The 26,803-nt window shown below is 62.9% G+C and carries 27 protein-coding genes; 6 read left to right on the forward strand and 21 right to left on the reverse strand.

Annotated elements, in window-relative coordinates:
- The first annotated feature begins 2 nt into the window (after positions 1 to 2).
- Positions 3 to 905: a CAF17-like 4Fe-4S cluster assembly/insertion protein YgfZ gene (ygfZ, locus tag AC0L2Z_RS09800; RefSeq protein WP_473627721.1), complete on the forward strand. Its 903-nt coding sequence runs from the start codon at positions 3 to 5 to the stop codon at positions 903 to 905.
- Positions 905 to 1,537: an HD domain-containing protein gene (locus AC0L2Z_RS09805; protein WP_128170814.1), complete on the forward strand. Its 633-nt coding sequence runs from the start codon at positions 905 to 907 to the stop codon at positions 1,535 to 1,537. The genes ygfZ and AC0L2Z_RS09805 overlap by 1 nt, the downstream gene beginning before the upstream one ends.
- Before the next feature lie 102 nt (positions 1,538 to 1,639).
- Here the strand turns inward: AC0L2Z_RS09805 and AC0L2Z_RS09810 are convergent, their stop codons facing one another.
- The 14 genes from AC0L2Z_RS09810 to AC0L2Z_RS09875 all read right to left on the reverse strand — a co-directional run bounded on the left by AC0L2Z_RS09810 (position 1,640) and on the right by AC0L2Z_RS09875 (position 15,599).
- Entirely contained in the window at positions 1,640 to 3,103 is a 1,464-nt protein-coding gene (locus tag AC0L2Z_RS09810; protein ID WP_128170815.1) for a RimK family protein, read from the reverse strand.
- Positions 3,104 to 3,108: 5 nt separating this feature from the next.
- Positions 3,109 to 4,206 (reverse strand): peptidase C39 family protein, encoded by a 1,098-nt coding sequence (locus tag AC0L2Z_RS09815; RefSeq protein ID WP_128170816.1) that lies wholly within the window; start codon positions 4,204 to 4,206, stop codon positions 3,109 to 3,111.
- Between the two features lie 257 nt (positions 4,207 to 4,463).
- Positions 4,464 to 5,255 (reverse strand): anti-sigma factor family protein, encoded by a 792-nt coding sequence (locus AC0L2Z_RS09820; protein WP_128170817.1) that lies wholly within the window; start codon positions 5,253 to 5,255, stop codon positions 4,464 to 4,466.
- Entirely contained in the window at positions 5,252 to 5,770 is a 519-nt protein-coding gene (locus AC0L2Z_RS09825) for a sigma-70 family RNA polymerase sigma factor (protein ID WP_023800756.1), read from the reverse strand. The genes AC0L2Z_RS09820 and AC0L2Z_RS09825 overlap by 4 nt, the downstream gene beginning before the upstream one ends.
- 295 nt (positions 5,771 to 6,065) lie before the next feature.
- Positions 6,066 to 6,308, reverse strand: a complete 243-nt coding sequence (locus tag AC0L2Z_RS09830; protein WP_473627722.1) for a type II toxin-antitoxin system VapB family antitoxin — start codon at positions 6,306 to 6,308, stop codon at positions 6,066 to 6,068.
- A 65-nt stretch (positions 6,309 to 6,373) separates the two neighbouring features.
- Positions 6,374 to 9,115, reverse strand: a complete 2,742-nt coding sequence (locus AC0L2Z_RS09835) for a DUF2339 domain-containing protein (RefSeq protein ID WP_473627724.1) — start codon at positions 9,113 to 9,115, stop codon at positions 6,374 to 6,376.
- Between the two features lie 253 nt (positions 9,116 to 9,368).
- Positions 9,369 to 10,145 carry a DNA repair protein RecO gene (gene recO / locus AC0L2Z_RS09840; RefSeq protein ID WP_473627726.1) on the reverse strand — a complete coding sequence of 259 codons (777 nt, stop codon included), beginning with the start codon at positions 10,143 to 10,145 and terminating at the stop codon, positions 9,369 to 9,371.
- A gap of 41 nt (positions 10,146 to 10,186) precedes the next feature.
- Positions 10,187 to 11,104, reverse strand: a complete 918-nt coding sequence (locus AC0L2Z_RS09845) for an aminoglycoside phosphotransferase family protein (protein ID WP_473627728.1) — start codon at positions 11,102 to 11,104, stop codon at positions 10,187 to 10,189.
- 41 nt (positions 11,105 to 11,145) lie between these two features.
- Positions 11,146 to 12,078, reverse strand: coding sequence for a GTPase Era (gene era, locus AC0L2Z_RS09850; RefSeq protein ID WP_473477340.1), 933 nt, complete (start codon positions 12,076 to 12,078; stop codon positions 11,146 to 11,148).
- Positions 12,075 to 12,800, reverse strand: coding sequence for a ribonuclease III (gene rnc, locus AC0L2Z_RS09855; protein WP_473627729.1), 726 nt, complete (start codon positions 12,798 to 12,800; stop codon positions 12,075 to 12,077). The genes era and rnc overlap by 4 nt, the downstream gene beginning before the upstream one ends.
- Positions 12,801 to 12,803: 3 nt before the next feature.
- Positions 12,804 to 13,553, reverse strand: a complete 750-nt coding sequence (lepB, locus tag AC0L2Z_RS09860; RefSeq protein ID WP_473627731.1) for a signal peptidase I — start codon at positions 13,551 to 13,553, stop codon at positions 12,804 to 12,806.
- 89 nt (positions 13,554 to 13,642) lie between these two features.
- Complete coding sequence (acpS, locus tag AC0L2Z_RS09865; RefSeq protein WP_473477504.1) at positions 13,643 to 14,044, reverse strand: holo-ACP synthase; 402 nt, start codon at positions 14,042 to 14,044, stop codon at positions 13,643 to 13,645.
- Positions 14,045 to 14,425: 381 nt separating this feature from the next.
- On the reverse strand, positions 14,426 to 15,076 hold the full coding sequence (locus tag AC0L2Z_RS09870) for a putative glycolipid-binding domain-containing protein (RefSeq protein ID WP_473627732.1): 651 nt from the start codon (positions 15,074 to 15,076) through the stop codon (positions 14,426 to 14,428).
- Positions 15,054 to 15,599 (reverse strand): DUF417 family protein, encoded by a 546-nt coding sequence (locus tag AC0L2Z_RS09875; protein ID WP_473627733.1) that lies wholly within the window; start codon positions 15,597 to 15,599, stop codon positions 15,054 to 15,056. The genes AC0L2Z_RS09870 and AC0L2Z_RS09875 overlap by 23 nt, the downstream gene beginning before the upstream one ends.
- 82 nt (positions 15,600 to 15,681) lie before the next feature.
- Here AC0L2Z_RS09875 and AC0L2Z_RS09880 point away from each other — a divergent pair, with 82 nt between their 5' ends.
- Positions 15,682 to 16,185 carry a MarR family winged helix-turn-helix transcriptional regulator gene (locus tag AC0L2Z_RS09880; protein ID WP_473477502.1) on the forward strand — a complete coding sequence of 168 codons (504 nt, stop codon included), beginning with the start codon at positions 15,682 to 15,684 and terminating at the stop codon, positions 16,183 to 16,185.
- A gap of 117 nt (positions 16,186 to 16,302) precedes the next feature.
- On the opposite strand, the gene AC0L2Z_RS09885 is transcribed toward AC0L2Z_RS09880, so the two are convergent.
- The 4 genes from AC0L2Z_RS09885 to rpoZ all read right to left on the reverse strand — a co-directional run bounded on the left by AC0L2Z_RS09885 (position 16,303) and on the right by rpoZ (position 20,258).
- The gene (locus AC0L2Z_RS09885; RefSeq protein WP_027152729.1) at positions 16,303 to 16,683 is read right to left on the reverse strand and encodes a VOC family protein; all 381 of its coding nucleotides are present in this window, start codon (positions 16,681 to 16,683) and stop codon (positions 16,303 to 16,305) included.
- A 113-nt stretch (positions 16,684 to 16,796) separates the two neighbouring features.
- The gene (gene pyrE / locus AC0L2Z_RS09890) at positions 16,797 to 17,375 is read right to left on the reverse strand and encodes an orotate phosphoribosyltransferase (RefSeq protein ID WP_023800770.1); all 579 of its coding nucleotides are present in this window, start codon (positions 17,373 to 17,375) and stop codon (positions 16,797 to 16,799) included.
- Between the two features lie 141 nt (positions 17,376 to 17,516).
- Positions 17,517 to 19,745 carry a RelA/SpoT family protein gene (locus AC0L2Z_RS09895; protein WP_023800771.1) on the reverse strand — a complete coding sequence of 743 codons (2,229 nt, stop codon included), beginning with the start codon at positions 19,743 to 19,745 and terminating at the stop codon, positions 17,517 to 17,519.
- A 111-nt stretch (positions 19,746 to 19,856) separates the two neighbouring features.
- Positions 19,857 to 20,258, reverse strand: coding sequence for a DNA-directed RNA polymerase subunit omega (gene rpoZ / locus AC0L2Z_RS09900; protein ID WP_023800772.1), 402 nt, complete (start codon positions 20,256 to 20,258; stop codon positions 19,857 to 19,859).
- Between the two features lie 319 nt (positions 20,259 to 20,577).
- Here rpoZ and AC0L2Z_RS09905 point away from each other — a divergent pair, with 319 nt between their 5' ends.
- On the forward strand, positions 20,578 to 21,159 hold the full coding sequence (locus AC0L2Z_RS09905; protein WP_023800773.1) for a LabA-like NYN domain-containing protein: 582 nt from the start codon (positions 20,578 to 20,580) through the stop codon (positions 21,157 to 21,159).
- A complete protein-coding gene (locus AC0L2Z_RS09910; RefSeq protein WP_373420431.1) occupies positions 21,156 to 21,833 on the forward strand; it encodes a uracil-DNA glycosylase in 678 nt (225 codons plus the stop codon). Before AC0L2Z_RS09905 ends, AC0L2Z_RS09910 begins: the two co-directional genes overlap by 4 nt.
- On the opposite strand, the gene AC0L2Z_RS09915 is transcribed toward AC0L2Z_RS09910, so the two are convergent.
- From AC0L2Z_RS09915 to dapA, 3 genes are all read right to left on the reverse strand, one after another.
- Positions 21,802 to 22,545: a glycoside hydrolase family 25 protein gene (locus AC0L2Z_RS09915; protein ID WP_473477326.1), complete on the reverse strand. Its 744-nt coding sequence runs from the start codon at positions 22,543 to 22,545 to the stop codon at positions 21,802 to 21,804. The two genes, AC0L2Z_RS09910 and AC0L2Z_RS09915, sit on opposite strands and share 32 nt — an antisense overlap.
- A gap of 28 nt (positions 22,546 to 22,573) precedes the next feature.
- Positions 22,574 to 23,053, reverse strand: coding sequence for an SsrA-binding protein SmpB (gene smpB, locus AC0L2Z_RS09920; RefSeq protein WP_023800776.1), 480 nt, complete (start codon positions 23,051 to 23,053; stop codon positions 22,574 to 22,576).
- 246 nt (positions 23,054 to 23,299) lie between these two features.
- Positions 23,300 to 24,181 carry a 4-hydroxy-tetrahydrodipicolinate synthase gene (gene dapA / locus AC0L2Z_RS09925; RefSeq protein WP_023800777.1) on the reverse strand — a complete coding sequence of 294 codons (882 nt, stop codon included), beginning with the start codon at positions 24,179 to 24,181 and terminating at the stop codon, positions 23,300 to 23,302.
- 334 nt (positions 24,182 to 24,515) lie between these two features.
- On the opposite strand from dapA, the gene AC0L2Z_RS09930 reads away from it, so the two are divergent.
- Positions 24,516 to 26,570 carry a lytic transglycosylase domain-containing protein gene (locus tag AC0L2Z_RS09930; protein WP_473627735.1) on the forward strand — a complete coding sequence of 685 codons (2,055 nt, stop codon included), beginning with the start codon at positions 24,516 to 24,518 and terminating at the stop codon, positions 26,568 to 26,570.
- The last annotated feature ends 233 nt before the right edge of the window (positions 26,571 to 26,803 follow it).

Consider the following 26,803-nt stretch of genomic DNA (forward strand, 5'->3'; position numbering starts at 1 on the left):
CCATGCCCTTTGCCCAGTTGAAAGACCGCGCGCTCGTTTCCGTGTCAGGACCGGATGCCGAGAGCTTTTTGCAGAACATTCTGACCACCGACCTCGACGCGCTGGCTGCCGGCGAGGCAAAGCCGGGCGCTTTGCTGACGCCGCAAGGCAAGATTCTGTTCGACTTCCTGATCTCCCGCGCTGGCGAGAATTTGTTCCGCCTCGAATGCCGATCCGATATATCAGACGATTTCATGCGCCGGCTGATGCTCTACAAATTGCGCGCCAAGGTCGAGATCGCCAAGGCAGATCAGGGACTTGTCGCTGTTGTTTGGGGGGATGATTCAACTGCTTCGCAGTTTGATTCAACGCCGGTTGCCGATGCACGGTTCCGCGACGCAGTCGTCAATCGCTTTTATGGCGCCGCTGCCGCCGGCCGCGATCCGGCCGCACGCTTTTATGGCGCCGCTGCCGCTGGCGGCGACCCGGCCGCATGGCAAGCTCTGCGCATCGCCCATGGGATTGCCGAAAGTGGCAGCGACTATCAGCTCGGCGACGCCTTCCCGCATGATGTGCTGCTCGACGAGACCGGCGGCGTCGGCTTCAGGAAGGGTTGCTATGTCGGCCAGGAGGTGGTTTCGCGGATGCAGCATCGCGGCACCGCCAGACGGCGGGTGCTGATCGTTTCGGCCGAACGGCCCCTGCCCGCTCCTGGCACAGAGTTGACAGTTGCAGGGCGACCGGTCGGCACGCTTGGCACGGCCGCCGGCACGGCGGGCCTCGCCATAGCCCGCATCGACCGCGTCAAGGCAGCGCTCGACTCCGGCCAGCCGATCATGGCGGATGACGTCCCGGTGTCGCTCACCATCCCGGCCTGGGCGAAATTCATCTTCCCGCAGGAACCCGTCGGCGCGGAGGAGGCCTGATGGCGGCCGATCGTCCCGGCGCGCCGCCGCGCGCCTGGCAGCGCATGCTGTCGGGCCGGCGGCTCGATCTGCTCGACCCCTCGCCGCTCGACATCGAGATTTCGGACATCGCCCATGGGCTTGCCCGCGTCGCCCGCTGGAATGGCCAGACCATCGGCGATCACGCCTTTTCCGTCGCCCAGCATTCGCTGCTGGTCGAGGCGCTTTTCGGCGAGCTGGTGCCGGACGCCCCAGCCGATGCGCGGCTGGCGGCTTTGCTGCACGACGCGCCGGAATATGTCATCGGCGACATGATCTCACCGTTCAAATCGGTGATGGGCGGCAGCTACAAGGAGTGCGAGCTGAGGCTGCAGCGTGCCATCCATCTGCGCTTTTTGCTGCCGGTCGAACCGGTTGCGGGCCTGCGCAAGGAGATCAAGCGCGCCGACCAGATCGCCGCCTATTTCGAGGCGACGCTGCTTGCCGGTTTTTCGACCGCCGAGGCGACCGAATTCTTCGGCCGGCCGCGCGGCTTCAATGCCGACCGCTTCGATTTCACCCCGCGTTCGGTGACCTGGGCGCAAAACGCGTTTCTCAAACGGTATGCGGCAATCGAGAAATCGCGGCGGCAAACAGTGCAGCCGGCCGACTGAAAAACGCTGAGGGGATACAGCGCCGTGTTCGGGCGGGGAGCCGAAGGTGTGAGCCTGCCGCGACGGATAGAAGGCTGGGGCGTCGATCGGATAGAACCCCTGCTACCGTCCCTGTCGGTCGAGCCGCTCCAGGAACCACTGCGTCAGCCGCACCCAGACCTCATCTTTTTCGCCAGAGTCCTCCCAGCCATGGTCGAGGTTGGGATTGTCGTTGACCTCTATGACGAAGACACCGTCCTTGGTCTCTTTGAGGTCGACGCCGTAGAGGCCATCGCCGATGCAGCGCGCCGCCCTCACCGCCGTCTCGACGACATGGGCCGGCGCCTCCTTCAAGGTGAAGGTCTTGATGCCGCCCTGGTCAGGCTTGCCGTTGGCCTTGTGGTTGACGATCTGCCAGTGCTTCTTGGCCATCAGGTAGTGCACGGCAAACAGAGGCTGGCCGCCGAGCACGCCGACGCGCCAGTCATATTGGGTCGGAATGAATTTCTGTGCGATCAGGAGATCGGAATCCTCCAGCCATTCGGTGGCAAGCGTCTTCAGCTCCTCCAAGGTAGCGCATTTCTTGACTCCGCGTGAAAACGACGAGTCCGGGATTTTCAGCACCAGCGGAAAGCCCAGCGTCTGCGCCGCCACTTCAAGGTCCGAGATGCCGGCGATCATCACCGTCGGCGGCACCGGCACCTTGTTGTAGGTCATCAGCTCGTTGAGATAGACCTTGTTGGTGCAGCGGATCATCGACAGCGGATCATCGATGACCGGCATGCCTTCCTGCTGGGCGCGGCGCGCGAAGCGGTAGGTGTGATTGGAGATCGAAGTCGTCTCGCGGATGAACAGCGCGTCGTAGTTGGCGAGCTTGGCCAGATCCTTTTTGGTGATCGGCTCGATTTCGACGCCCATCTTCTCGGCGATCTTGGCCCAATAGCGCAGCGACGAGATCTCCGATGGCGGCAACTCCTCATGCGGATCGACCAGCGTGGCGAAGGTGTAGCGCGCCGGCGTGCGGCCCTTGGTGTCACGCCACTCGCGGCTGGTGTAGGTCTCGAGGCACTGAAGAAAGCGCTTTTCTTCGTCCTCGGTCATCCTGGCCAGCGGATGGAAGCCGATCTTGCGGATCGACGCCCATTCGGCGCTGTCCGTGATATGGACTTCCAGCGCCGGCGCCCGGAACCAGTCGAACAAAAGCTTGGCAAAGCGATCCCAAATCCTCGACGAGCCGATGCCGAAAAAGATGCAGACTTTTTGCGGAAAGGCTCCGCCCAGATCCTTGCGGCATTTGTTGAGCGCGAGTTCCAGCTCCGGCAGCGCATGCTCGTAGAGCTTGCGCTCGGACAGGTCGATCATCGTCTCGACCGTCGGAATGACCTTGTGACCGCGCGAACCGGCGAGCAGCGAGGCATAGTAGCCGCGGCTTTGGTAGCCGTAATTGTTCGACAGGTTGATGACTTTCGGCCGCTGGCCGCGAAACAGCGCCGGATGCGCGAGATAGTCGCGATTGGTGATGATCTTGTGCGGTGTCGCCACCTGATCGAGATCGTTCTGCCGGCCGGTAAGGATGACCCAGGTCATTGTCTTCAGCGCTTTCCGAGGATTATGGCGGCACGCAATCCATCGCGGCCGAATTGCGCCATGTTCATGAAGATGCCGTAAGGCACCGGAATGTTGGCGGCATCAAGGATGGTCTCCTGTCTCTCGTCTTCGACCCAGGGATCGTGGATCAGGATATGGTCGCCATCGTCGCCGATGGCCAGCACCCAGTGCGGAACCTTCTTGCCGAACATAAGGAAGCCGCTGATCAGGACCAACACCAGTTTTCCTTCTGCGATTGCGGTGCGGATATCGTCGATGGCGAATGGACGGTAATTCACCGGGATGCCGTAACGTTCCGCGCGCCGGCGAAAGTCGACCTGCGCCAGTTCCATCACCCGGCGCTTGTCTTGGCTGCGCACCGACTGCAGGAACAGCGCACCATGGAAGGAGACATATATCTCGGCAGAGAGCCCGCTTTCGTGGCCGGCAACGGCGAGGCCGAACGGCTCGCAGCCGCCCGGCCCCGACATCATGAAAACGGTGGTCGACTCGCGCCACAAACGGATTTCCATCACCGGGTCGGGCACGAAGCCGGGATCGAAATTGGCCATCGCCATCATCAGGCAGCACGGGCCGCAGGTGAAATCGCAGGTCTGCTGGTAGAACGGCACCCTGGTGGCGACCGGAATGTCGCCGCGCAGGGTCTTTTCGTAGCGCAGCGCCGTGGTGCCGTCCTCGTAATAGCCCGGTTCGCGGCCGATCTTGCGGTAGCCGCTCTGCTCGTAAATGCGGATGGCTCGGCTGTTGTCCTCGCGCACCTCGAGACGCAGCATCATGCGGTTGTGCTCGAAGGCGGCTTCCTCGGCCCGTTTCAACAGCATGCGGCCAATTCCGAGCCCGCCGAAAAGCGGACCGGTGGCAATGGAATAGAGCCGCGCGACTCCGCTGCCCTTGCGAAACAGCACGACCGCATAGCCGGCGATGCGGCCGTCGTTTTCGGCAACCAGCATCTCGGCGGTCTCGCGTTCGATCAACTGACGAAAGGAGCGGCGGGAAATGCGGTCGCCAGAGAAAACAGCTTTTTCGATCGCCGCGAGGTCATCGACGTCGGACGCGCGGGCCGTGCGAATCTCGGCAGGCATGCGGGCTTGGAAAACCTCGATTCGATTCTTGGAAAGGCCTGGTCAGAAGTGTCGACAACACAGCCGAAGCGCCAGCATCCGTCAAGCGCTATCGCACCTCGATTCGGGCTGAATTGTGACAGTTTCGGCGGCGCATGACCCCCAAAAAAATCGAAATCGATTTTCGGGAAAGTATCATGCGCAAAAATTAAGTGCTGCAGCCTTTGCGTGTCCAAAGACGCGGCGCTGTAGACGCAAGCTTTGAAAAACAGCGCAGCTCAGCTGGCAAGCCCGGCGACAAGCTGGCTGTAGGCGCTCTTCGCCACTGCAGTCAGCTGCGCGCGCGGCAGCGAGCCGACGACGGCGCAGCCATAGCCCTTGTCCAACCAGTAGATCGCCTCGGGGCCGTCTTCTTCCGATCCATAAGTGCCCTTGGTCTTCTCGGCCGATTCCGCTGTGACGAACAGCGAGATGCGCTCGCCCTTGGCGTCCTCATAAAGCAACATCGCGGCCTTGCTCTCGCCAGCGGGCAGCAGCCGACCGCCGACGAGCTGGAATCCTTGCGCCGCCAGATCCGGTGCGACCAGCTTCAGGCCGACCCTGTTGGACAGCCAGGTCTGCAGATGATCCTTGTCGCTGGCCGGCACTTCCACCGCATGCCGTTGCTCGGCGGCATAGAGGACATGGGCTGCGATCGCCTGCTCGACGAGTTGGTCCTCGGCCGGATCTTCCACACCGAGATGGTCGATGCCGGCGACATAACCGCCAACACCGCCGATGGCCAGCATCGCCGCTGCGGCAGCCGCCCGCCACCAGCGCGAGCTCGATGCCGCCGTCTTGACCGGCGCCTCGCCGAACACGATATTTTGCAGCCGCGCCGGCACCGGCTCGTCGAGCACGCCGGCGAAGGCGGCGCGCAGTGCTGCGCGGTCGGCGACATAGCGGACGCTCCTCGCCTTCATTTCAGGATTGGCCTCGAGCCAGGCATCATAAGCCACGCGCTCGTCAACCGGCAGCTCGTCATCGAGGGCCATATGGATGTCGCGTTCGGAAAAGTCGCGCCGGGTCATTTCTCGACGATCCTTATCGCCCGGCGACGCGCGGCATCATCCAGCAACCCGCGCAACTCGTCACGCCCGCGCGCGATGCGCGACATCAGCGTGCCGGCCGGGACGCCGAGGATGTTGGCGGCCTCGGCATAGGAAAAGCCTTCGATGGCGACCATGACCAGTGCTGCGCGCCGATCGGGGCTGATCGCCTGCAACGCGTCGATGATCTCGCGCGAGGCGATGCTCTCCACCTGCTCAGCGGGTGCTGCCTGCGCCTCCCGCGCTTCCAGCGGCAGGATCGCTGCTTCGCCGCGCCGGTTCACCTTGCGCATCTGGTCGATGAACAAATGATGCATGATCGTAAACAGCCACCTCCTGGGGCTTTCTCCAGTCTGCCAATTGTCGAGCCGCACAAGCGCCCGTTCGAGACAGTCCTGAACGAGATCGTCGGCGGAATCGCGATCGCGCAGCAGCGAGCGCGCATAACGGCGCAGGCGTGGTATCTCGCCCAGGATTGCTGCCTTCTTTTCGTCCATGACCGCTGGTTCTGAGGTCGCCCTTGTTCATCCGATTGAACGCGCCTTCACGGCGCGGCGCAAGCGGCCAGCGCGAAGCGGTCCGCCGCCCGGCCACCCAAGCAACATGATAACGCTGGCGCGGACTGGTTTATTCCCGGTGGGATTGAGAGGGAAGGCAGAGTCGTGGCATGTGCCGGAAAGCGCAGCGATCTACAATCGAGCCGTCGAGTTCCTTCGCATCCCCCAGCGCTGCGGAATATCCCGCGCCGGATTGGCACTCACAGTTGAACCGCCCGGATCGGGCTCGCCAACGTCAGTCTTCCCATGCCTCGTCGGTGAATGCCTTCATGTCGAAGTTGGGATCGGATGGCCCCAACGCGGCACACTTCTCCTGCCACACCGCAATCCTGTCACGCAAAGGCTTGCGGGCGTGGTTACGCTCAAGTTCATGCAAAAGTGCAATCCGCACTGCTTCCGTTTTACTGGCAGCGTTGATCTCACACTGCAATTTTGCGGCCAGCGCTTCCACTTCTTTGTCGCGAATATAGAGAGGCACTTTTGAATATCTCCTGCTGAACCTTCAACTATTCCATTTTATTGGACATTCAAACAGACGATCCCTTAGGTTCCTCTCGCCGCTCTTGTCAGCAGTCGCTGATAAAACAGGCCGATGCCGATCAGCACTGCGCCGAGGCCGATGAAGGACAGCGCCCTCAGAACGCCTTCCAGTTCCGACATGTCGAAGAGAAACACCTTCAAGACAGCGACCGAGATCAGCGCGGCCGACGCAACGCGCAGCACCTGCGACTTCAGCCAAACGCCGGCGGTTAGCAGCGCCACGCCGATGATCAGCCACAGCGCGGAATAGGTGTAGGTCTCGAGCTGGCCGAGGCCGCTCCACAGGCCGATGAACTCGCCCTTGAACAGCCGCCGCACCGACAGCGTCGCATAGACGAAGGCGAGCAGCGCCGCCACCAGCGCCAGCATCGCGGCATACCATTTCGGCCGCTTGTCACGGGCGTAGAGCGCGAGCCCGCCGGCAGCGAGGGCTGACAAGAGATAGGCGAGGAACAGCAGGTTGAACACCGGGATCCGGCCGGTTGATTCGTCGGTAAACAGCGGGTTCAGCGCCACAAAATGCTGGATGACGATGAAGGCGACCGAGACGACGCCCGCGGCAAGCGAACCATAGCGCAGCATCAAGCTTGGCGAGCGCATGTCGACGGCGACCAGGATGGCGCCGGCGCCGATGGCGATCAGCGTGTAGATCGCCTGCTCGGCGAGCGTCGCAGCACCCATGTCGATGACGCCGCCATGCATGGCATGGCGCACCAATATGGCAACCGTGAGCACTGCAAACAGCGCTGCGCCCGCTTCCATGGCGAGGCGTGGCCGGCCATTTGTGGTGCGGGCGAGTTGCCAGGCGGCGAAGCCGAAGGCAAGCGCCGGCACGCCGTAGCCCGGCAGCAGCCAGTTGAACACCGGCGTCCTCGACAGGAATTCAGCGCCGACGATTGTCGGATCGAAGGCGATGCGACCGAGCACCGCGATGACCGCAGCGACCGAAATCCAGCCGAGCACCGGGTAGGCGCGCCAGCGGGTGGCCAGCGCCGGCACGATGGCCGCGGCACCCAGAAGCATGGTCGTCCAGCCGGACCCAAAGGCCATGTAGAGCATCAGCAAGGCAGCGACTGCTGCCCCGCCAAGCGCGAACGAGACGGCCGCACCGCCCCGCAGCGGCGGCTGTTCACCGCGCGCAATCCACTCGCCGCCGGTGGCGAAGACCACCACCAAAAGGGCTGCAACCGCCGCGTAGACAAGATCGCGGTCGAGATTGCCGAAGGTGAACCAGAGCGCCAACAGAATGACCAGCGGCGCGACAACGCCCCATGCCGCCCATGAGGCGGCGCGGATGTGAGCCGATGCAGCAAATTTGCGCGCTGCCCAGAAGCCGGCTGCGATGAGCACAAGTCCGAGAACGATGCCGATCCTGAGTATCAGCGTATCGGCAACTGCCGCCGGCAGGCCATCGACGCCGAGAGCGCCACCCGAAAAGTCTGAAACGACAGAGGTTGGCGGAATGATGCCGAGGTAGACCAGAACCGTCGCCAGCCCTGCGGCGTGCAGAAGCGCCAGCGCCAGCGGTCGGTAGAGCGCTACCGCGACCAAGGCTGCGATAAGGGCTGCACCCGGCAGAGCATCGCCGGCAGCGTATGCGGGGTCGACGAACAGCGCCATCGCCGAAAGGCCGACGAAGAAGCCAGGCGCGACCGATGGCCAGTCGAAGCCCCTGGCGGGTTCTGCTTCGCCACCGCGACGGCCGAGCCAGACGAGGGCGAGCACCGCCAGGGTCACCGCATTGATAAAGAGGACGACAGGCAGGTTGGTGCCCGGCGCATCGGTCATGTAAAGAATGGTCCAGAGGCCGGTGCCGACGAACGCTGCCGCCATCAGCAATTTCCAGTCGCGCAGGCGGGCGATCACGCCGGTAGCGGCGAGCACAATCGCCAAATAGCCGAACAGCGCCCAAGGATTCGGCGCCTGCGAGGCGACCAGCATGGGCGTCACCACCGCGCCGAGCAGGCCGACACCGGCCAGCGCCTTGCCATGGACGAGGGCTGCTGCGATCGTCGCCACACCGATGGCGCCGAGCAGCGTGAAGGCGAGCGCCGGCCCGATGAAGCCGTAGACGCCATGCGCGGCATAAACCGTGCCGAACAGGATGAAAGCACCGGCCGCCGTCAGGATCGCCGGAATATAGGCGCCGGCGACTCCCTGCACCGGCACCTTGAAGCCGGTACGGCGGATGAACTCGCCGACGGCGACCAGCACCAGCCCGAGCATTGCTGCCATGCTCAGCCGCACGCCGGGACCGAAAATGCCGGCCTCGATGGTGTAGCGGATCAGAAACAGCCCGCCCAGCGCCAGCGCGATGCCGCCGACCCAGACCGCCCAGCGGGTGCCGAGCGCCGTTTCAATATCGGGTTTTTGGGCCGGTTTCGCCGTCGCGGCCACCGGTTGCGCAGGTGCAGGCCCAGCCGGCGCCGCTTCACCCGCAGCCCACGGTCCGGATGCAGCCTCCGTGGCTTCAACCTGCGTGGGCGGCTTTTCCTCAGCAGCAGCTTCGCCCGCCGGTGGCGGGGCAATGTCGGTGACGGCCGCAATTGCCGCGTCTGCCGGCATGCTGTCGTTTGCGGCCTGTTCTACCGGCTTGGCCTGCGGCGGGGCCACATGGACGCCCGAAAGCACGAGGCTGCGCAGCGCACCAAGTTCGCGCTCGATCAGGCCGATGCGGCTCTGCTGGCGCGAGATAATGACGAACAGCGCGATGATCGCGACGAGGCCGATCAGGCTTTCGAACATGGCGGTTCCCCCAAACCAAGCCAGTAGTGACCGACAAATACGGCGGCCAGACGGCCAGCCGAGTCAGCGCCGCCAGACTGGCGAGCGGAAAGATCGAGCACGTTTCGGTGCCGAAAGCCAGCGGCGGCGCCTTGTATTTGCTGTCGATAATGCGCTGGAGCAATTCCAGGCCGGTATATTCAGCCGATGTCGGCGTGTGGAATGGTGCCGAGGCCGGGCGGCGAAACCCGGCCTGGATAGAGTTCCACGTCGCTCATGTAATGATTTCTCCGGCGGCGGTCTCGGCGCCAATCTCCTTGCCCGCCGCGTGGTGCTTGCGAAGGGCGGCGAGGAAGCCGGTGCGGGCGCCGGGCGCCTCGATACCGCGCGGCTCGTAGACATGGCGGGTAAAAAAGAAGCTGGTCAGCCGGAAGGCGTCCTCGATCGCCGCCGGATCGGCGCGCAGCCCGGAGCCGCGCTGCAGGAATGCGGGGAGCACCAGCATCTTGTCGCGCCATGGCGCGCCGGCCTGGCGCGACACGGCGCGCCCGGACTTCGGCGAGACATAGGCAAGGTCCTGCCTGGCGCCGGTCGCGGCACACTGGCTGAGATCGAGGCCAAAGCCGAGTTCGTCGAGAATCAGCAATTCGAAGCGCGCCACCAGCTCGCCGGCGGCGTCCGCATCGTCGAGATGGGCGATCATCACGGCCAGCGTCTCGTAGAGGCCGTCATGCGCGTCGCGCTCGGGCAGCAGGCGCAGATGCGCCGCCATGGTCTGCAGCCCATAGATGGCGACGGCGCTGTCCATCAGCCGGGCGGCGTTCATCTCGATCGCCTCGGCCTGGAAGATGCCAAGATGTTCGTCGAGCCGCGCCCGCCACAACAGGTCGACGCGGTTGCCGGGCTGCAGAACCGGCTGCTGCTTGCGCGAGCGGCCGCCGCGCACAAGGCCGAGGTGGCGGCCATGCGCACGCGTCATGACCTCAAGAATGGCGCTGGTTTCGCCATGCTTGCGGGTGCCGAGAATAATTCCCTCGTCGCGCCATTCCATGAACGCAGCTTGTCACCGCTTCGGTGGCGAAATCAAGTTTTTCAGGCGCTGTGTCGGTGCCCTCCGCGGCGGTCCGCGCGGAGGTGATCGGCAAGCACTTCATCGCGTCGCGACTTTTCAACCTCGACTGGATTGATGTCTATATGGCCGGCGACCGTAATCAGCGCTTTCCATAGCGTCCAGCCACGGCCTCGCGCCCAGGTTGCCTCATCGGCCTGAAGGCCGCCGCGAAACACCTCTCGGCTTTTCCCTTCCAAGAGCGTCCACGCAATTGCCAAGTCGCACGAAGGATCGCCCACGCCCGAAGTTCCGAAGTCGATCACCGCGCTCAAAGCACCTTGCCTGACCAACAGGTTGCCCCAACTGACGTCGCCGTGGAACCAGACGGGCGCGCCGTGCCATGTCGCGGCAAGCGCTACTTCCCACACCGCGCTCGCGGCGCCTGTGTCGATCTTGCCGTCGAGGTCTGCAATTGCTTGCCGGGTTTCACCATCATAGACGCTCAGTGGTCCGCCGCGAAAAAAATTGTGCTGCCCTGGCGCCGGTCCACGGGCGGGATCGATCCGTTGCAGGGCGACCAGGAACTGGGCCAGGCCGGCTGCGAATTGCGGCAGGCTGGCAATACGCTCCAGCGTCGCCGTCTCGCCTTCGATCCAGCGATAGACGGACCAATGCCAGGGATAGTCATCGACCGGGGCTCCCATCGCCAGCGGGACAGGGACAGGCAGCGGCAGCAGAGGCGCAAGCCTTGGCAGCCAGCGATGTTCCTTTTCGACCTGCGAGGCATAGGCCGCCGCACTCGGCAGCCTCACCAACATATGGTCTCCGAGATGAAAGGTCCTGTTGTCGCATCCGCCTGATGCAACCGGCCGGACTGCAAGATCCTTCCATCGAGGAAATTGCGTGGCGACCAACCGGCTCACGAGGGCTGTGTCGATAGTGACTTCTGGTTCGAGCATGATCTTTTCCGAAAACCGGCTCCCATTTTCGGGAACATGCTCTAATGCGGAAACTCCAGCCCCATCTCGCGATAGCGCTCGGGGTCGTCGCCCCAGTTCTCGCGCACCTTGACGAACAGGAAAAGATGCACCTTCTGTTCGAGGATACCGGATATCTCCATGCGCGCCGCCTGGCCGATGGCACGGATCGTCTCGCCCTTGTGGCCGAGCACGATCTTCTTCTGGCTGTCACGCTCGACATAGATGGTCTGGTCGATGCGCACCGAGCCGTCCTTCTTCTCTTCCCATTTCTCGGTCTCGATATGGGAGGAATAGGGCAGTTCCTGATGCAGCCTGAGATAGAGCTTTTCGCGAGTGATCTCGGCCGCCAGCTGACGCATCGGCAGGTCGGAGATCTGGTCTTCCGGGTAATACCAGGGGCCGGCAGGCAGGGTTTCCGAGAGATAGTCGAGCAGGTCCTTGCAGCCCGACCCGGTCAGCGCCGAGACCATGAAGGTGCGCTTGAAGGGCACTCTTTCATTCGCTGCCGCGGACAGGGCCAGCAGCGCCTCGGGCTTGACCCGGTCGACCTTGTTGAGGATCAGCACCATCGGCTGGCGGACATCCTTCAGCCGTTCGAGGATCGCGTCGGCGTCGCCCCTGATGCCGCGCTCGGCGTCGATCAGCAGCAGCACGATGTCGGCGTCCTTGGCGCCACCCCAGGCGGTCGTCACCATCGCCGTGTCCAACCGCCGTTTCGGCTTGAAGATGCCCGGCGTGTCGACGAAGACGATCTGTGCGTTGTTGTGGATGGCGATGCCGCGCACGATGGCGCGCGTCGTCTGCACCTTGTGGGTGACGATCGACACCTTGGCGCCGACCAGTTGGTTGACCAGCGTCGATTTCCCCGCATTGGGCGCGCCGATCAGCGCGACGAAGCCGGAATGCGTGGTGGCGGCTTCTGTTGCCGGCGGGACGTCTTCGGTGGCGGTCATGCCGCGCTCCCCTTATTCAGCCAGACGCCTTCGCGCAACAGCAGTGCAGTCGCGGCGGTTTGCTCGGCCTCGCGCTTGGAGCGCCCGCTGCCGGTCGCCGGCGGATAGGCGCCGACCTTGACGCTGACAGTGAACAGCGGATCGTGGTCCGGTCCCTCGCGGCTGTCAATTATGTAGACCGGCACGGCGCCTGCCGCCTGATGCGCCCATTCCTGCAGTTCGGTCTTGGCATCGCGGCGGGCGGCACCGATGGCCTGCGAGCGCGGCCGCCAGTATTTGTGGATGAAGGCGCGGGCCGCCTCCAGCCCGCCGTCGAGATAGAGCACGGCGATCAGCGATTCCAGCGCATCAGCCCGCAGATTGACGCGTTTGCGCCCGTCCAGGCCGCGTACGTCCGAGCCGGCACGGATCAGCTCCGGCAGGCCGATCTCCTCGGCGATCTCCGCCAGCACCTCGGCATTGACCAGCGCGTTGAGCCGGAGCGACAGCTCACCTTCGGCAGCATCAGGATACGCCGCGAGCAGCATGTCGGCGACGACCAGGCCGAGGACGCGGTCGCCCAGGAATTCGAAACGCTCATAGTCGATGCCGGCATGGCTGCTGCGGGCACTGGCATGGGTCAGCGCGCGCTGCAAGCGCTGTCGATCGGCAAAGGCGTGGCCGGTGCGCTGCATGAGCGCTTCGGCGAGCGCGTCGACGGTCAGCCGTTTTGTCGCCACCATGACCTATTTGACGAAATGGAGCAGGCGCGACGCGCGCATCTGCGACGGCCATTTCCAGATTTCGAGCGGGCTGGCGCTGCCACCGATCGAGAAGAAGATGAGGTTGGCGCGACCGACCAGGTTCTCGTCGGGCACGAAACCGACGGTGAAGCGGCTGTCCGAGGAATTGTCTCTGTTGTCGCCCATCATGAAGTAGTGGCCGGGCGGCACGTCGACTTCCTGGGTGTTGTCACCGATCGAGTTGGGTATCAGGTCGAGCGTGTCATAGCTGACGCCATTCGGCAACGTCTCGCGATAGACGTCGACCGGCCCGCTCTCCTCGGTGATGTCGCGATTGTCGATCTGCCCGACCTTCTGGCGCTGCACGCCGGCGCCATTGATGAAGAGCTGGCCATCCTTGACCTGAATCTTGTCGCCCGGCAGGCCGACGACGCGCTTGATGTAGTCGACGGAGGGGTCCGGCGGGAACTTGAACACCGCCACGTCGCCGCGCTTCGGCTCGGCGCCCCAGATGCGGCCCGAAAACAGATCCGGCCCGAACGGCAGCGAATAGCGCGAGAAGCCATAGGACCATTTGGTGACGAAGAGATAGTCGCCTTCGAGCAAGGTCGGTCGCATCGACCCGGACGGTATAGAAAATGGCTGGAAAAGAAGCGTGCGGATGACCAGAGCGAGCAACAGCGCCTGGACGATGACGCTGACGGTTTCGCCAAGCCCGCCGGATTTCTTCTGGGATTTTTCAGCCACGCTCATGTCGTCCTCGATTATGCGTTGGTTGGTATAGAGTCTCGGCGCGCGCTGGGCAACGTCATGCCGGTGGTCAGATGCGATCAATATGGCGCTTATTCGACGGGCACCGCCTCGATTATCACAAAGGCTTGAGCAAGCGGAAAATCATCGGTGATGGTGAGGTGGATCGCGGCCCTGTGCCCTTCAGGCAGGATCTTGTCCAGTTGCGCCGCCGCCCCGCCAGTCAACGCCATGGTCGGCTTGCCGCTGGCCAGATTGACGACACCCATGTCGCGCCAGAACACCCCTTGCGCCATACCGGTGCCCAGCGCCTTGGCGCAGGCCTCCTTGGCTGCAAAACGCTTGGCATAAGAGGCAGTGCGAGCGCCGCGGTTTTCGGAGCGGGCCTGTTCGACCTCGGTGTAGATGCGCTGGATGAAGCGCTGGCCATGGCGCTGCAGCGATTTTTCGATGCGTCTGATATCGATCAGGTCACTGCCGATGCCAATGATCATTGGGCGGCAACTTCCCGTCCGGTTATTCCAGCTCTGTTCGTCAGGCGCATGGAGCGCGAGAAACAGCGGCGTGGCCACAGAGAGGTACGCACCCGGTCGAGAAGACCATCAGGCTTGCGGCGTCGAAAAAGCACTCTGTCCCTGTCCTGATCCACTACGCCGGCCCGGCCACCCGGTAGCCGCGTGACTTCACATCTTGCGCTGCAAGCACGCCGGAAGGCAATCAAGGCTTCGATATAGCGACACCCAGGCCCTAAGACAACGAATCGCTGCCGCGATGGTCTGCCACAGGAGGTAAGCAAATGCGACGGGTTCGCCTCGCCCCGAAGCAGCAAATTGCATGGATGCCAACTTGCGAGCAGCCAAGCTTCAGCCGCAATCCTACAGTGCACCGCCGGCGTTGCCGGTCTCGAAAACCCAGCCGTCGGGGTAATCTTGAGCAAAGCCAGCCTCGGAAATGAGCAGCGTAGCACGGTATGGCACTGTGGGAGCCTCGTAGGTGTACTCGGTCTCACTCACACGATGGTAGCTTTGCTGCAGAACAACCAAACTCGACGCGCCGGCAACCAGCCAGGCCACCGGAAAATCCGCCTTGTCGCCGACCTTCAGGTTCATTCTGCGAATTTGTTGCAGGTTCGTTGCCGGCGTAAAGCCGTAGTCCAGATCCACCATCGACTGAACCGCCGGCTGCGGCTGCCCATTAACAGTCCAGCCGGTATCATTGCGGATGCCGGTCTCGTTGCGGATGCAGGTCTCGTTGCGGATGCCGGTCTCATTGCGGATGATTGTGAGATCAACTGACTGGGAACCGATGAACCCGCGAACGCTGCCGGATTTGGTCGTCCAATCTTCGGCCAGTTGCACAGTGTAGTCCAAGCGTGCCGGGCCCGCATCCGACAGGTATACAGCGGCTCCATTCAAGTGCCAGCCGAGGTCTGTCTGCTTTAGCTGCACGACATCGTGCCCTGGTTCGTCCGTCCTGCGCCAGATAGCGAGTAGAGACATGCTCTCACCTCTCGATTCGTTGTTCATCACCATGATCAATTTTTCGGCCGAGGTCGGATACGAGTTGCTGAAGGCTGCTCCCCAATATGACCAGGCTCACTCCGAGCAAGGCGACATCCTTGATCAGAAAGGCACCTAACCCGTTGAGGAAAGGAAACCCTCCGGATCCCGTTTCCCAGATCGGCAGGGTGAGCATTGTCGAGGATGTCAGCGCAAAGATGACTGAACCGATGGCACCCCCCACGAGGCCAGTCCAGACGCTACGGACAGATGCTATCAGCAGAAGCGCTGTGACCATTTCGACCACGCCCAGGAAGTAGGAGGCTCCCGCAAATCCGAATGCGGGATAGAGCCATGCCAGCCAAGGCGTATTCTCGACGAATGGCCTAAGCGCCTCGATCTCGATTGCAGTAAATTTCAAAATGCCGATCAACAGCAGAGGAAGCACCACCCCCAAAAGGGTTACCGCGCGACCGACGGCAGCAAGGTGGTAGCCAGCTTGATTGATGCGCGCCACGAACGGAGCGTTGGCGGTTGCAGAGGTAAACATGGCCTTCTCCTTCGATTTGTATGCTCCAAGCATATAATAATTCGACCTTGATGTATATGCTCCGAGCATATATTTTTTGGCGATGACCGATTCCAGGATTGAAAATGTGATTGGCGCTCTAGCGCTCGCCTTTGCGGACACGTTGCAGCGGGACGCTCAGGCCAAAGCACCGGAGCCCGGCCCGGCGGCTTCCGCGATCACCCTCATTGGCCACGTACCGGGCCTGTCGATCGAGAGGCTGCGCCGCGCATTGTCACTGTCCCATTCGGGCACCGTCAGACTGGTCGATCGACTGGTCGCGGATGGATTGGCGGCTCGGTTCTCGGCGCCTGACGACCATCGCGCGGTAGCGCTAAGGCTCACTCCTCTGGGCGAGACGACCTGCAGTGCTATTCTTTCTGCTCGCCAGAAAGGGCTCGCGTCAGCGCTCGCTGTTCTAAGTCAGGAGGAGTTGCAGGAATTCGGTAATCTTGCCGCCAAGCTGTTGCGTGGGCTCGTCAGCACCGAGGACCATGCATACCGTATTTGCCGGCTCTGCAACTATACCGCTTGCCTCGACTGCCCTGTGGAAGCGGAACTGGCCTGAGCTGTGGCTTTGGCAAACTAAAGCGCGTCGCACCTGGACGATGGCTGCGGCAGGCGTGAACACAGTTGCCCGCAAGCCGACCTTGCCAATGCACTTCGTTCTCGCCGAAAATCCCGGTTACCTGTTGTACCAGCTGATCTCGACGAGATTGCCGTCCGGATCGCGGAAATAGACCGACATCATCGGGCCACGGGCTCCGATCCGCTCGACCGGCCCGACTTCGACCGCAACGCCGTTGGCAGCCAGGCTGGCGCATACCTCTGCGAGCGGGCGCGCGGCAACCAGGCAAAAATCCGCGGAGCCCGGCGTCGGCGCCTTGGCCTTCGGCTCGAAAGTGTGGCCTGCCTCATGCACATTGATCTTTTGCGTTCCAAACAGCAGCGCCGTCGGCCGGTCCGGCTCGTCGAGGCGATTGAAGCCGAGCACGCGCTGATAGAAGGCGCAGGTGTCCTCGACGGAGCTAACCGTCAGCACGAAATGATCGATACCGGCAATCAACGTAGCGCCTCAGTTAATGTTTGTTTTGGCAGGTCGTGTCCCCAAACCGCTGCGAACCCTCGATTCAAGCCCCGGTTCAAGCCCAAGGAGGGCATGCTTTTGGGCGACATACCTTATATGTTGCGGCTGCCCGGCTTGACAGGCGGTATGGCGGCAAGCTCGGGCGGCAGCCTGTCGGCCGGGTAGGCCGGAACCTCATATTCGGCGAGCGCGATCAGCGGCACGCCGACATCGGTCTTGCCGGCCGAGCGGTCTATGATGCAGGCAGCGGCAACCACCTCGGCGCCAAGCGCGCGCAGGCAGTCGATGGTCTCGCGGATCGACAGGCCGGTGGTGACGATGTCCTCGACGATGACGACGCGCGACCCGCTGGCGATCTCGAAGCGGCGGAGCCTGAACTCGCCCGCTTCCCGCTCGACCCAGATCGCCGGTGCGCCAAGATGGCGCGAGGTCTCGTAAGCCGGGATCAGCCCGCCGATCGCCGGGCCGACGACGTAATCGATCCTGCCGGACACGGCAGCGCGGATTTTTTGGGCCAGCGCCTTGCACAGGCGCTCGGTCTTGTCAGCATGCATGAAGACCCGCGCCTTCTGCAGGAAGACCGGGCTACGCAAGCCCGATGTCAGGATGAAATGCCCTTCGAGAACGGCACCGGCTTCACGGAAAACGCCCAGCACTTCGTCGGTGTTCATTGTTCGCTCCGTCCATGGTGAATAGTCAGTAGTCGGCAGTGAGAGCGCCCTTCTTTCACTATTCACTATTCACTATTCACTATTCACTATTCACTATTCACTATTCACTATTCACTATTCACTATTCACTATTCTCGCCATTCACCCATTCACCCGCCGTGCGTCGCTGACGCTCGAATTGTCCTTGAGCTGCGACAGCAGCCGGTTCAGGTGCTTCAGGTCCCAGACTTCGAGATCGATCAGCATTTCGGTGAAATCAGGCGCGGTGCGCACCATCGACAATGTATGGATGTTGGCGTCGTTGGATGCAACGACCTGCGCAATGTCGGCCAGCGAGCCCGGCGCGTTGATGGCGGTGACCGAGACTCGCGCCGGAAACCGCTCCTTGGTGCGCTCGTCAATGTCCCAGCGCACGTCGATCCAACGTTCTGGCTGGTCGTCGAAGGCCTGCAGCGCCGGCGACTGGATCGGATAGATGGTGATGCCGGTCCCCGGCTGCACGATGCCGACGATGCGGTCGCCGGGCACGGCACCTTCCGGCGCGAAGCGCACCGGCAGGTCGCCGCGCACGCCGCGGATCGGCACGGCGCCGTCCCTTGGCTGGTCCTTGTCCTTGCGTGCGGCGCGGCCCGGAATCTGGAAAAGCATGCCGGCGGCGTTGCGGATCTTCGACCAGCCCTCCTCGCGCTGCTTGGGCGCCGCCAGCGTGATGCGCTCGTCCTTGTAGTCGGGAAACACCGCCTTGATGACATCGGTAGAGGCAAGTTCGCCGCGACCGACAGAGGCCAGCACATCCTCGATGTCCTTGCGTGCCAGCCGATGCAGCACCGATTTCAAGCTTTCCTTGGTAAAAATTTTGCCTGACCGTTCGAAAGCACGTTCCAGTATGCGGATGCCGAGACCCGAATACTGCTTGCGGATGGCGTTCTTGGTGGCGCGGCGGATCGCCGAGCGCGCCTTGCCGGTGACGACGACCGATTCCCATGCCGCCGGCGGCACCTGCGCCTTGGAGCGGATGATCTCGACCTCGTCGCCATTCTTCAGTTCGGTCATCAGCGGCATGATGCGGCCGTTGACCTTGGCGCCGACGCAGGTGTCACCGACATCGGTGTGCACGGCGTAGGCGAAATCGATCGGCGTCGCGCCGCGCGGCAGCGCGATCAGCATGCCCTTGGGCGTGAAGCAGAAAACCTGGTCCTGGAACAACTCGAGCTTGGTGTTTTCGAGGAAGTCCTCGGGATTGTCGCCTTCGGCAAGCTGCTCGATGGTGCGCCGCAGCCAGGCATAGGCGTTGGTCTCCTTCGAGATCGCATGGGCAGTGCCGTTCACCTTGCCGCCGCTGTCCTTGTAGATCGAATGCGCGGCAACGCCATATTCGGCGATCTTGTTCATCTGATAGGTGCGGATCTGCAGCTCGACGCGCTGCCGCGACGGTCCGACGATGGTGGTGTGGATCGAACGGTAGTCGTTCTGCTTCGGCGTCGAGATGTAGTCCTTGAAGCGGCCGGGCACCATCGACCACGTGGTGTGGATGGCGCCGAGCGCCCGGTAGCAGTCCTCGACGGTATCGACGACGACGCGAAAGCCGAAAATGTCGGACAGCTGCTCGAAGGACAGCGCCTTGGCCTCCATCTTGCGGAACACCGACCACGGCTTCTTCTGGCGGCTCTTGACCTCGGCCTTGATCGCATATTTGTCGAACAGCGTGGACAGCGCCTTCTCGATCTCGGACAGCACATCCTTGTTGCGCTCGAAGATTTCGGCGAGCCGCGCGGTGACGGCGCGGTAGGCTTCGGGATTGATGAAGCGAAAGGCGATCTCCTCGAGCTCCTCGCGCATGCCTTGCATGCCCATGCGCCCGGCCAGCGGCGCATAGATATCCATCGTTTCCTCGGCGATGCGCAGGCGCTTGGCTTCGGGGACATGGTCGAGGGTGCGCATGTTATGCAAGCGGTCGGCAAGCTTGACCAGAAGCACGCGAACGTCTTCTGATATCGCCAGCAACAGCTTGCGCAGGTTTTCCGCCTGCTCGGCCTTCTTGGAGACGAGGTCGAGTTTCTTCAGCTTGGTCAGGCCTTCGACCAGTTTGCCCATTTCCGGACCGAACAGCTCGTCGATCTCGGCCCTGGTCGCCGTGGTGTCCTCGATGGTGTCGTGCAGCAAGGCAACCGCGATGGTCGCCTCATCCATGTGCATTTCGGTGAGGATGGCGGCGACTTCGAGTGGATGCGAGAAATAGGGATCGCCGGAGGCGCGCTTCTGGTGACCATGCTTCTGCATGGCGTAGACATAGGCCTTGTTGAGCAGCGCCTCGTTGACGTCAGGCTTGTAGCGCTGGACGCGCTCGACAAGCTCATACTGACGCATCATGGGCGGGATCTCGCAGTGCTGAAATGAATCATGCGCCGCACTGGCGTACGGCGCATGTCATAGATAACCACGAAACCGCCGGCGCGAAAGTGTCGGCGGCCGGTGGGAAGATCAATAATCGTCGCTTTTTTCCGGCGGCACCAGACCTTCGATGCCGGCCAGGAGGTCTTCCTCGGTCATACGGTCGAAGGTGATGTTGTCCTCGGTGTCGTCGGCGTCAGTTGCCGCAGCGGCGGTACCGGTCTGGTCGGCGATCGCCTCGCCGTCGGCTTCCGGCTCATCGACCTCGACATGCTTCTGCAGCGAGTGGATCAGGTCTTCCTTGAGGTCGTCGGGCGACAATGTCTCCTCCGCGATCTCGCGCAGCGCGATGACCGGATTCTTGTCGTTGTCACGAGGAACGGTGATCTGCGCGCCCTGGCTGATCTGACGGGCGCGGTGGCCGGCCAGAAGCACGAGTTCGAAGCGGTTGTTGACCTTGTCGATGCAATCTTCAACGGTTACGCGGGCCATGAGCTGCCCCTTTCATGCCTGGATTTGATGGAAAACAGGCGCGGTCCATAACCCGAACGCCGCCAAAATACAAGCTTTTTGGCAGTGCCGGACAATGCCGGGCCTGGGGCCTGGGCCCGGGGTCTGGCCAAGGCCAGTCTGGGCGCGCGCCGCCTGCGACATGCGGCACCGATCACAATTGCTTGCTATGCAGCATCATACCCTTGGATTGCCGTAAAACCGGCGTTATCTCGAATGACGAAGGTCAGCCGGTTATTTCAAGCTGACCGATAGTCACGCGCATTTAGACGACCGCATATTTTCGAAAAGGAATATTTCCATGTTCGACCCTCGTGAAAAAATCGCCCTTTTCATCGACGGTGCCAATCTTTACGCCACGTCGCGCGCGCTCGGCTTCGACATCGACTACCGCAGGCTTTTGTCGAACTTCCAGAAGCGCGGCTACCTGCTGCGTGCCTACTACTACACCGCGCTGGTCGAGGACCAGGAATATTCCTCGATCCGGCCGCTGATCGATTGGCTCGACTATAACGGCTTCAAGGTGGTGACCAAGCCGGCCAAGGAGTTCACCGACTCGACCGGCCGCCGCAAGATCAAGGGCAATATGGACATCGAGCTGACCGTCGATGCGCTGGAACTCGCCGATGTCGTCGACCACTATGTCATCTTTTCCGGCGACGGCGATTTCCGCACGCTGGTCGAGGCGCTGCAGCGGCGCGGGCGCAAGGTCTCGATCGTCTCGACCATGGCTTCGCAGCCGCCGATGATTTCCGACGATCTGCGCCGCCAGGCCGATCATTTCATCGACCTGATTACCTTGAAGAGCGATGTCGGCCGCGATCCGTCAGAGCGGCCGGTGCGCCGGCCCGAACCGGCCGAAGTCGACGAGGACGAGTATTGACGGCGGCGGTCTTGACCGCTCCCCTGGTCGCGTCCTCCGAGCCCGACCGCGATTGCCCGCTCTGCCCGCGGCTGCATGATTTTATCGCGCAATGGCGGCAGCGCGAGCCGTCCTGGTTCAATGCACCAGTGCCGACCTTTCTGCCACCCGAGGGCGAGGATGCGGTGCGGCTGCTGATCGTCGGACTGGCGCCGGGCCTGCGCGGCGCAAACCGCACCGGACGCCCCTTCACCGGCGATTTTGCCGGCGACCTGCTCTACAACACGCTGATCGCACACGGCTTTGCCCGTGGCCAATTCAAGGCGCGGCCCGATGACGGGCTGGAGCTTGTCGGCACGGCGATTACCAATGCGGTGCGCTGCGTGCCGCCGGACAACAAGCCGGCCGGCGCCGAGATTGCCACCTGCCGGACGTTCCTGGTGCCGACGATCGCGCGGTTCAAAAACCTGCGCGCCGTGCTGGCGCTGGGCTCGATCGCGCACCAATCGACCGTGCGGGCGCTCGGCCAGCGTGTCGCCGCTTACCCGTTCAAGCATGGCGGGCAGCAGCAAACCAATGGCGTGACGCTGTTTTCCAGCTATCATTGCTCGCGCTACAACACCAACACCGGCGTGCTGACGGAAGCAATGTTCGTCAACGTCTTCAGGGAGATAGCGGCGTTTCTGGAGAGATAGATTCGGGCGGTGGCGCAAACAGCTCGGCCAATTTCTCCGGCCCGCCCTGAAGCACATTCAGATCGACGTCGCCGGTGATGCCGTCGACGCGACCGCTGTCGTGGTACTGCCAATAGATCCAGTCGTCATGATCTGGCTGCAGCGCCAGCGAACGAACCCAGCGCCGGCGGCCGACAATCTGGCCGGCATAGGCCCGTGCCGCGTCGTCGGTCACATAGAGGATCGCCGTCTTGCCGAAGGCTGCCTCGACAGGGCCGAGGAAAGCCGAGAGTTCAACGCTCAATTCTTCGGGCGATGGCCGCCGCGGGCAATTGCCGACGAATTCGATATCCACCACCGGCGGCAGCAGCGTCTGATCGCGCGGCACGACGGAGATGAAATTCTTCGCCTGATCGGCGCCAGGCCTGCAGAAGGTGAAGAAATGATAGGCGCCGACCGCCAGACCAGCCGCACGCGCCTCGCGCAGATTGGCGGCGAAGGCATCGTCGACATGGTCGCCGCCTTCAGTTGCCTTGATGATGGCGAAGGCGACATCGTCGGCGGCAACACGCCGCCAGTCGATCTGTCGCTGATGATGCGAAACGTCGATGCCCCTGACCGGATATTTGCCGCGGTCCGGAGAAAACGGTCGGGAGTAAAAATAGCCGGCGGCCGTGACAAGGCACGCCAGGATCAGGCTGGCCGCACCCCAAAAGACAATCCGGTTCCTCATCCGGTTCTTCAAAAGAGTGGCTCCGGGCCTACCCACGCTCCTTCAGCAGCCGGCCCTTTTCGCGCGACCAGTCGCGCTGCTTTTCGGTCTCGCGCTTGTCGTGCAGTTTCTTGCCACGGCCGACGGCGAGCACAAGCTTCGCCCGGCCCTTTTCATTGAAATAGATTTTTAGCGGCACCAGGGTCATGCCTTCGCGATCGACACTCTGCGACAGCTTGGCCATCTCGCGCTTGTTGAGCAGGAGTTTGCGGCGCCGGCGCGGCTCATGGTTGAAGCGGTTGGCCTGCAGATATTCCGGCAGATAGGAGTTGATCAGCCAGATCTCGCCGCCCTCGACCGAGGCGTAGCTGTCCTGGATGTTGGCCTGGCCCTGGCGTAGCGACTTCACCTCGGTGCCGGTCAGCACCAAGCCGGCCTCGATCGTGTCGAGCACCTCGTAGGAAAACCGCGCCTTGCGGTTTTCCGCAACGGTCTTGTTGTTGGGATCGGCTTTTCTGACCTGGTTCATGACGTCTATAGTCCGTTTCGAAACTCGCTCCTGCGAGTCAGATGATGGTGCCACTAGAGCGCCGCGCGTTTTTTAAACGCGCAAAGGACGCTCTAGAAGTCTGAGTTTGCGCATGGTCCTTTCCGAAAGCGAACGCTTTCGGGGCCATGCGCGAACCGGAGCGGAGCGTACATATAGTACGTGAGCACCGGAAGCGCAGGTGACGCCTTCAGTTGGCCGCAGGAGTAGAGTTTCCAAACGGGCTCGCTAGTTAATCAAGCCGGCGTGCTTCATGGCCGCATCGATCTTCTCGGCGGTCGACTGCTCGACGGTGACCAGCGGCGAACGCAACACATTCTCGACCTTGCCGAGCTTCGACAGCGCATATTTTGCGCCGGACACGCCGGGTTCCAGGAAAATCGCCTTGTGCAGCGGCAGCAGGCGGTCCTGCAAGTCCAGCGCCTTGGCGTTGTCGCCGGAAAGCGTCGCCTCCTGGAATTCGGCGCACAGCCGCGGCGCGACATTCGCCGTCACCGAGATGCAGCCGACGCCGCCATGGGCGTTGAAACCGAGTGCCGAGGCGTCCTCGCCGGAAAGCTGGATGAAATCTTTGCCACAGGTGGCACGCTGCTCGGAAACCCGCTCGACCTTGCCGGTGGCGTCCTTGACGCCGACGATGTTCTTGAAGTCATGCACCAGCTGGCCCATCGTCTCGGGCATCATGTCGATCACCGAGCGCGGCGGAATGTTGTAGATGATGATCGGCAGGCTGGTCGCTTTGGCGACGGCAGCGAAATGCGCATAGAGGCCGCGCTGCGTCGGCCGGTTGTAGTAGGGCGTGACGACGAGTGCCGCGTCGGCGCCCGCCTTCTCGGCATATTGCACCAGGCCAACCGCCTCCTCGGTGTTGTTGGAGCCGGCGCCGGCGACGACCGGAACGCGGCCCTTTGCCACCTCGACGCACACTTTGACGACGTGGCGGTGCTCGTCATGCGACAGCGTCGGCGACTCGCCGGTGGTGCCGACCGGAACCACGCCGGTCGTGCCTTCAGCGATCTGCCAGGCGATGAAGGCGCGAAACGCTTTCTCGTCGAAACGGCCGCTCTTTTCGAACGGTGTTACGAGCGCGGTTAGCGAGCCTCTCAGCATGTCGTCCAACTCCTTGGGACTGGCGCACGAGCCCGAAAATCGGAGCCGATTCCACGGAAAGATCATGCGCCAAATTTAAAGTGCCACAGCGTCCTTTGCGCATCCGAGATGACGCGCGGTGCTGCAGGTGTTTTGTCGTGCGCGCCTTCTAGCCGAAAGCGAAGCGGCGCACCATAGTCTCGACATTGTTGCGCGGCAAGCATGACAAGAATGCCAGCAAGCGCAATTTGAACGACTTCGATAGCCCCGTTTACAGGCTCTTCACCACAGCCAACTAGGCTTCAGTTGATCTGTGCCTGTTGGTGATTGTGCAAGACAGGAAATGATGAAGACGATGCCGACCCGGCAGCCTCATTTTTTCGCGCTGCTTGGCGCAATTCTCCTGTTGACGCCGACCCTTGTGGCCGCCGGCAAGGTCGATGCACAGGTCACGTCGACCATTCCGAAGCCAAACCTGCTGGATACCGGCCTGCAGGGTCCGGAATCCCCTCCCGCCAGCGTCGCCAGGTTGAAGAGCGGCCTCGATGCGCTGGCGGCAAACGACATTGCCGGTGCGCGCCAGGTGCGCGACGCCCTGCCGGTCGATTCGCTCGACCAGCACATCCTTGCCTGGGCCATCGCGTTCTATGGCGGCGACAAGGTGCCAAGCGGCGACATCGCCGATGCTGCGAAAATGCTGCCGAACTGGCCGGGCATGATCGCCTTGCGCAAGAACAGCGAGCGCGCGCTCTACCGCGAGAACCCCGCGCCTGAGATCGTGGTGCAGGCTTTCGGCGGCAGCCAGCCGCAAACAGCCGAGGGCGTGGTGATTCTCGCCCGCTCCTATGTCTCGCAGGGCAACGTCGAGGCGGCGCGCTCGGTGCTGTCGCCTTTCTGGCGCACCGAAAAACTGCAAGCCAGGGACGAGGCGGCGATCATCCAGGAATTCCGCACGCTGATTCCCGCATCAGACCACCGTTTCCGCATGGAGCGCATGTTTTATACCGACCGGGTCAGTTCGGCGCTGCGCGTCGCCGGCCTTGCGGGCGCCCGGCAACTGGCCGACGCCTGGGCCGCGGCGGACAAGGGCGACAAGAATGGGGGCGACAAGAACGCGGCCAGGCTGCTGATGGCGGTGCCCGCCGCGCAGCGTTCGGCCGGCTATCTCTTCGCCCAAGCCCAATATCTGCGCAAGCAGCAGAAGTTTTCCGACGCCGCCGCAATGGTGATGAAGGCGCCGAGCGACCGCAGCGCTCTGATCGACCCGGATGCCTGGTGGGCCGAGCGCCGGGTGCTTTCGCGCGAACTGGTCGACCAGGGCGACATGAAGACCGCCTACAGGATAGTCGCCGCACACGCCGGCGAAACTGCTGCCAACGCGGCCGATGCGGAGTTTCATGCCGGCTGGTACGCGCTGCGCGGCCTCAACGATCCCACCACCGCTGCCAAGCATTTTGAGCGGATCGCCGGTCTCGCCCAGGGGCCGATATCGCTGTCGCGCGCCTACTATTGGCTCGGCCGTACGGCCGAAGCCGGCGGCCCCGGCAGCGCCAGGGATTATTTTAGCCGTGCCGCCGCCTACGGCACGACGTTCTACGGCCAGCTCGCCGGTGAGCGCGTCGGCCGGCAGATCCTCAACATCGCCCATCCGCAGCCGAGCGCCAGCGATCACCGGAATTTTTCCAGCCGCGAGGCGGTCTGCGCCATCAGGCGACTGCAGCAGGCGGGCTATCAGCGCTACGCCGACACGCTTTACCGCGACCTCGCCGGACAGTTGAGCAGTCCCGGAGAGCTGGCGCTGCTGGCCGCGATGGCGGAAAAGCAGGGCAATCACTTCCTGGCGCTGAAGGTCGGCAAGATCGCCGGCGCGCGCGGCATCGATGTCGGGGCGCTGTCGCATCCGCTCGGCGCCATTCCCGAGACCGCCAACATTTCCGGCTCCGGCAAGGCGCTGGCCTATGCGATCGCCCGCCAGGAAAGCGAGTTCAACATCGGCGCCGTCTCCAGCGCCGGCGCACGTGGCCTGCTGCAGCTGATGCCGGCGACCGCCAGGCAATTGGCTGACAAGGCCGGAATGACCTTCTCGCAGGCGCGGCTGACCACCGACGCCGGCTACAACGCGACCTTGGGCGCCGCCTTCCTCGGCGAGCAGCTCGGCCGCTTCGACGGCTCCTATGTGCTGACCTTCGCCGGCTACAATGCCGGCCCCGGCCGCGCCGCCCAGTGGGTGGCCAGATACGGCGACCCGCGCGGCAAGGACATCGACGCCGTCGTCGACTGGATCGAGCGGATTCCCTATACCGAAACAAGAAGTTACGTCCAGCGCGTGATGGAGAATTACGAAGTCTACAAGATGCGTATTTCCGGCAAGTACGACATTGTCGGGGACCTGGTGAATGGGCGGAGTTGATCCGTTCGGGCGAAGGCTGGCTTGGCGAAGCACCCCCCTCTGCCCTGCCGGGCATCTCCCCCTCAAGGGGGGAGATTGGCAGTTACACTGGCGGCGCCTTCCTTATCAGCGTTGGCGATTGGCGAAAGCAAAGGGACAGCCAATCTCCCCCTTGAGGGCATATGCGCTAAGATAGTTTTGGCATGGACTGAAATTTGCGCTTTCGTGGTGGCTCACGCCATCGATGTCGCAAG

Source organism: Mesorhizobium sp. WSM4850, assembly GCF_055811735.1.

Coding starts and splice junctions, on each gene's coding strand:
- ygfZ (WP_473627721.1), top strand. CDS start 3: ATGCCCTTTGCCCAGTTGAAAGACCGCGCGCTCGTTTCCGTGTCAGGA.
- AC0L2Z_RS09805 (WP_128170814.1), top strand. CDS start 905: ATGGCGGCCGATCGTCCCGGCGCGCCGCCGCGCGCCTGGCAGCGCATG.
- AC0L2Z_RS09810 (WP_128170815.1), bottom strand. CDS start 3,103: ATGACCTGGGTCATCCTTACCGGCCGGCAGAACGATCTCGATCAGGTG.
- AC0L2Z_RS09815 (WP_128170816.1), bottom strand. CDS start 4,206: ATGCCTGCCGAGATTCGCACGGCCCGCGCGTCCGACGTCGATGACCTC.
- AC0L2Z_RS09820 (WP_128170817.1), bottom strand. CDS start 5,255: ATGACCCGGCGCGACTTTTCCGAACGCGACATCCATATGGCCCTCGAT.
- AC0L2Z_RS09825 (WP_023800756.1), bottom strand. CDS start 5,770: ATGGACGAAAAGAAGGCAGCAATCCTGGGCGAGATACCACGCCTGCGC.
- AC0L2Z_RS09835 (WP_473627724.1), bottom strand. CDS start 9,115: ATGTTCGAAAGCCTGATCGGCCTCGTCGCGATCATCGCGCTGTTCGTC.
- recO (WP_473627726.1), bottom strand. CDS start 10,145: ATGGAATGGCGCGACGAGGGAATTATTCTCGGCACCCGCAAGCATGGC.
- AC0L2Z_RS09845 (WP_473627728.1), bottom strand. CDS start 11,104: ATGCTCGAACCAGAAGTCACTATCGACACAGCCCTCGTGAGCCGGTTG.
- era (WP_473477340.1), bottom strand. CDS start 12,078: ATGACCGCCACCGAAGACGTCCCGCCGGCAACAGAAGCCGCCACCACG.
- rnc (WP_473627729.1), bottom strand. CDS start 12,800: ATGGTGGCGACAAAACGGCTGACCGTCGACGCGCTCGCCGAAGCGCTC.
- lepB (WP_473627731.1), bottom strand. CDS start 13,553: ATGAGCGTGGCTGAAAAATCCCAGAAGAAATCCGGCGGGCTTGGCGAA.
- acpS (WP_473477504.1), bottom strand. CDS start 14,044: ATGATCATTGGCATCGGCAGTGACCTGATCGATATCAGACGCATCGAA.
- AC0L2Z_RS09870 (WP_473627732.1), bottom strand. CDS start 15,076: ATGAACAACGAATCGAGAGGTGAGAGCATGTCTCTACTCGCTATCTGG.
- AC0L2Z_RS09875 (WP_473627733.1), bottom strand. CDS start 15,599: ATGTTTACCTCTGCAACCGCCAACGCTCCGTTCGTGGCGCGCATCAAT.
- AC0L2Z_RS09880 (WP_473477502.1), top strand. CDS start 15,682: ATGACCGATTCCAGGATTGAAAATGTGATTGGCGCTCTAGCGCTCGCC.
- pyrE (WP_023800770.1), bottom strand. CDS start 17,375: ATGAACACCGACGAAGTGCTGGGCGTTTTCCGTGAAGCCGGTGCCGTT.
- AC0L2Z_RS09895 (WP_023800771.1), bottom strand. CDS start 19,745: ATGATGCGTCAGTATGAGCTTGTCGAGCGCGTCCAGCGCTACAAGCCT.
- rpoZ (WP_023800772.1), bottom strand. CDS start 20,258: ATGGCCCGCGTAACCGTTGAAGATTGCATCGACAAGGTCAACAACCGC.
- AC0L2Z_RS09905 (WP_023800773.1), top strand. CDS start 20,578: ATGTTCGACCCTCGTGAAAAAATCGCCCTTTTCATCGACGGTGCCAAT.
- AC0L2Z_RS09915 (WP_473477326.1), bottom strand. CDS start 22,545: ATGAGGAACCGGATTGTCTTTTGGGGTGCGGCCAGCCTGATCCTGGCG.
- smpB (WP_023800776.1), bottom strand. CDS start 23,053: ATGAACCAGGTCAGAAAAGCCGATCCCAACAACAAGACCGTTGCGGAA.
- dapA (WP_023800777.1), bottom strand. CDS start 24,181: ATGCTGAGAGGCTCGCTAACCGCGCTCGTAACACCGTTCGAAAAGAGC.
- AC0L2Z_RS09930 (WP_473627735.1), top strand. CDS start 24,516: ATGCCGACCCGGCAGCCTCATTTTTTCGCGCTGCTTGGCGCAATTCTC.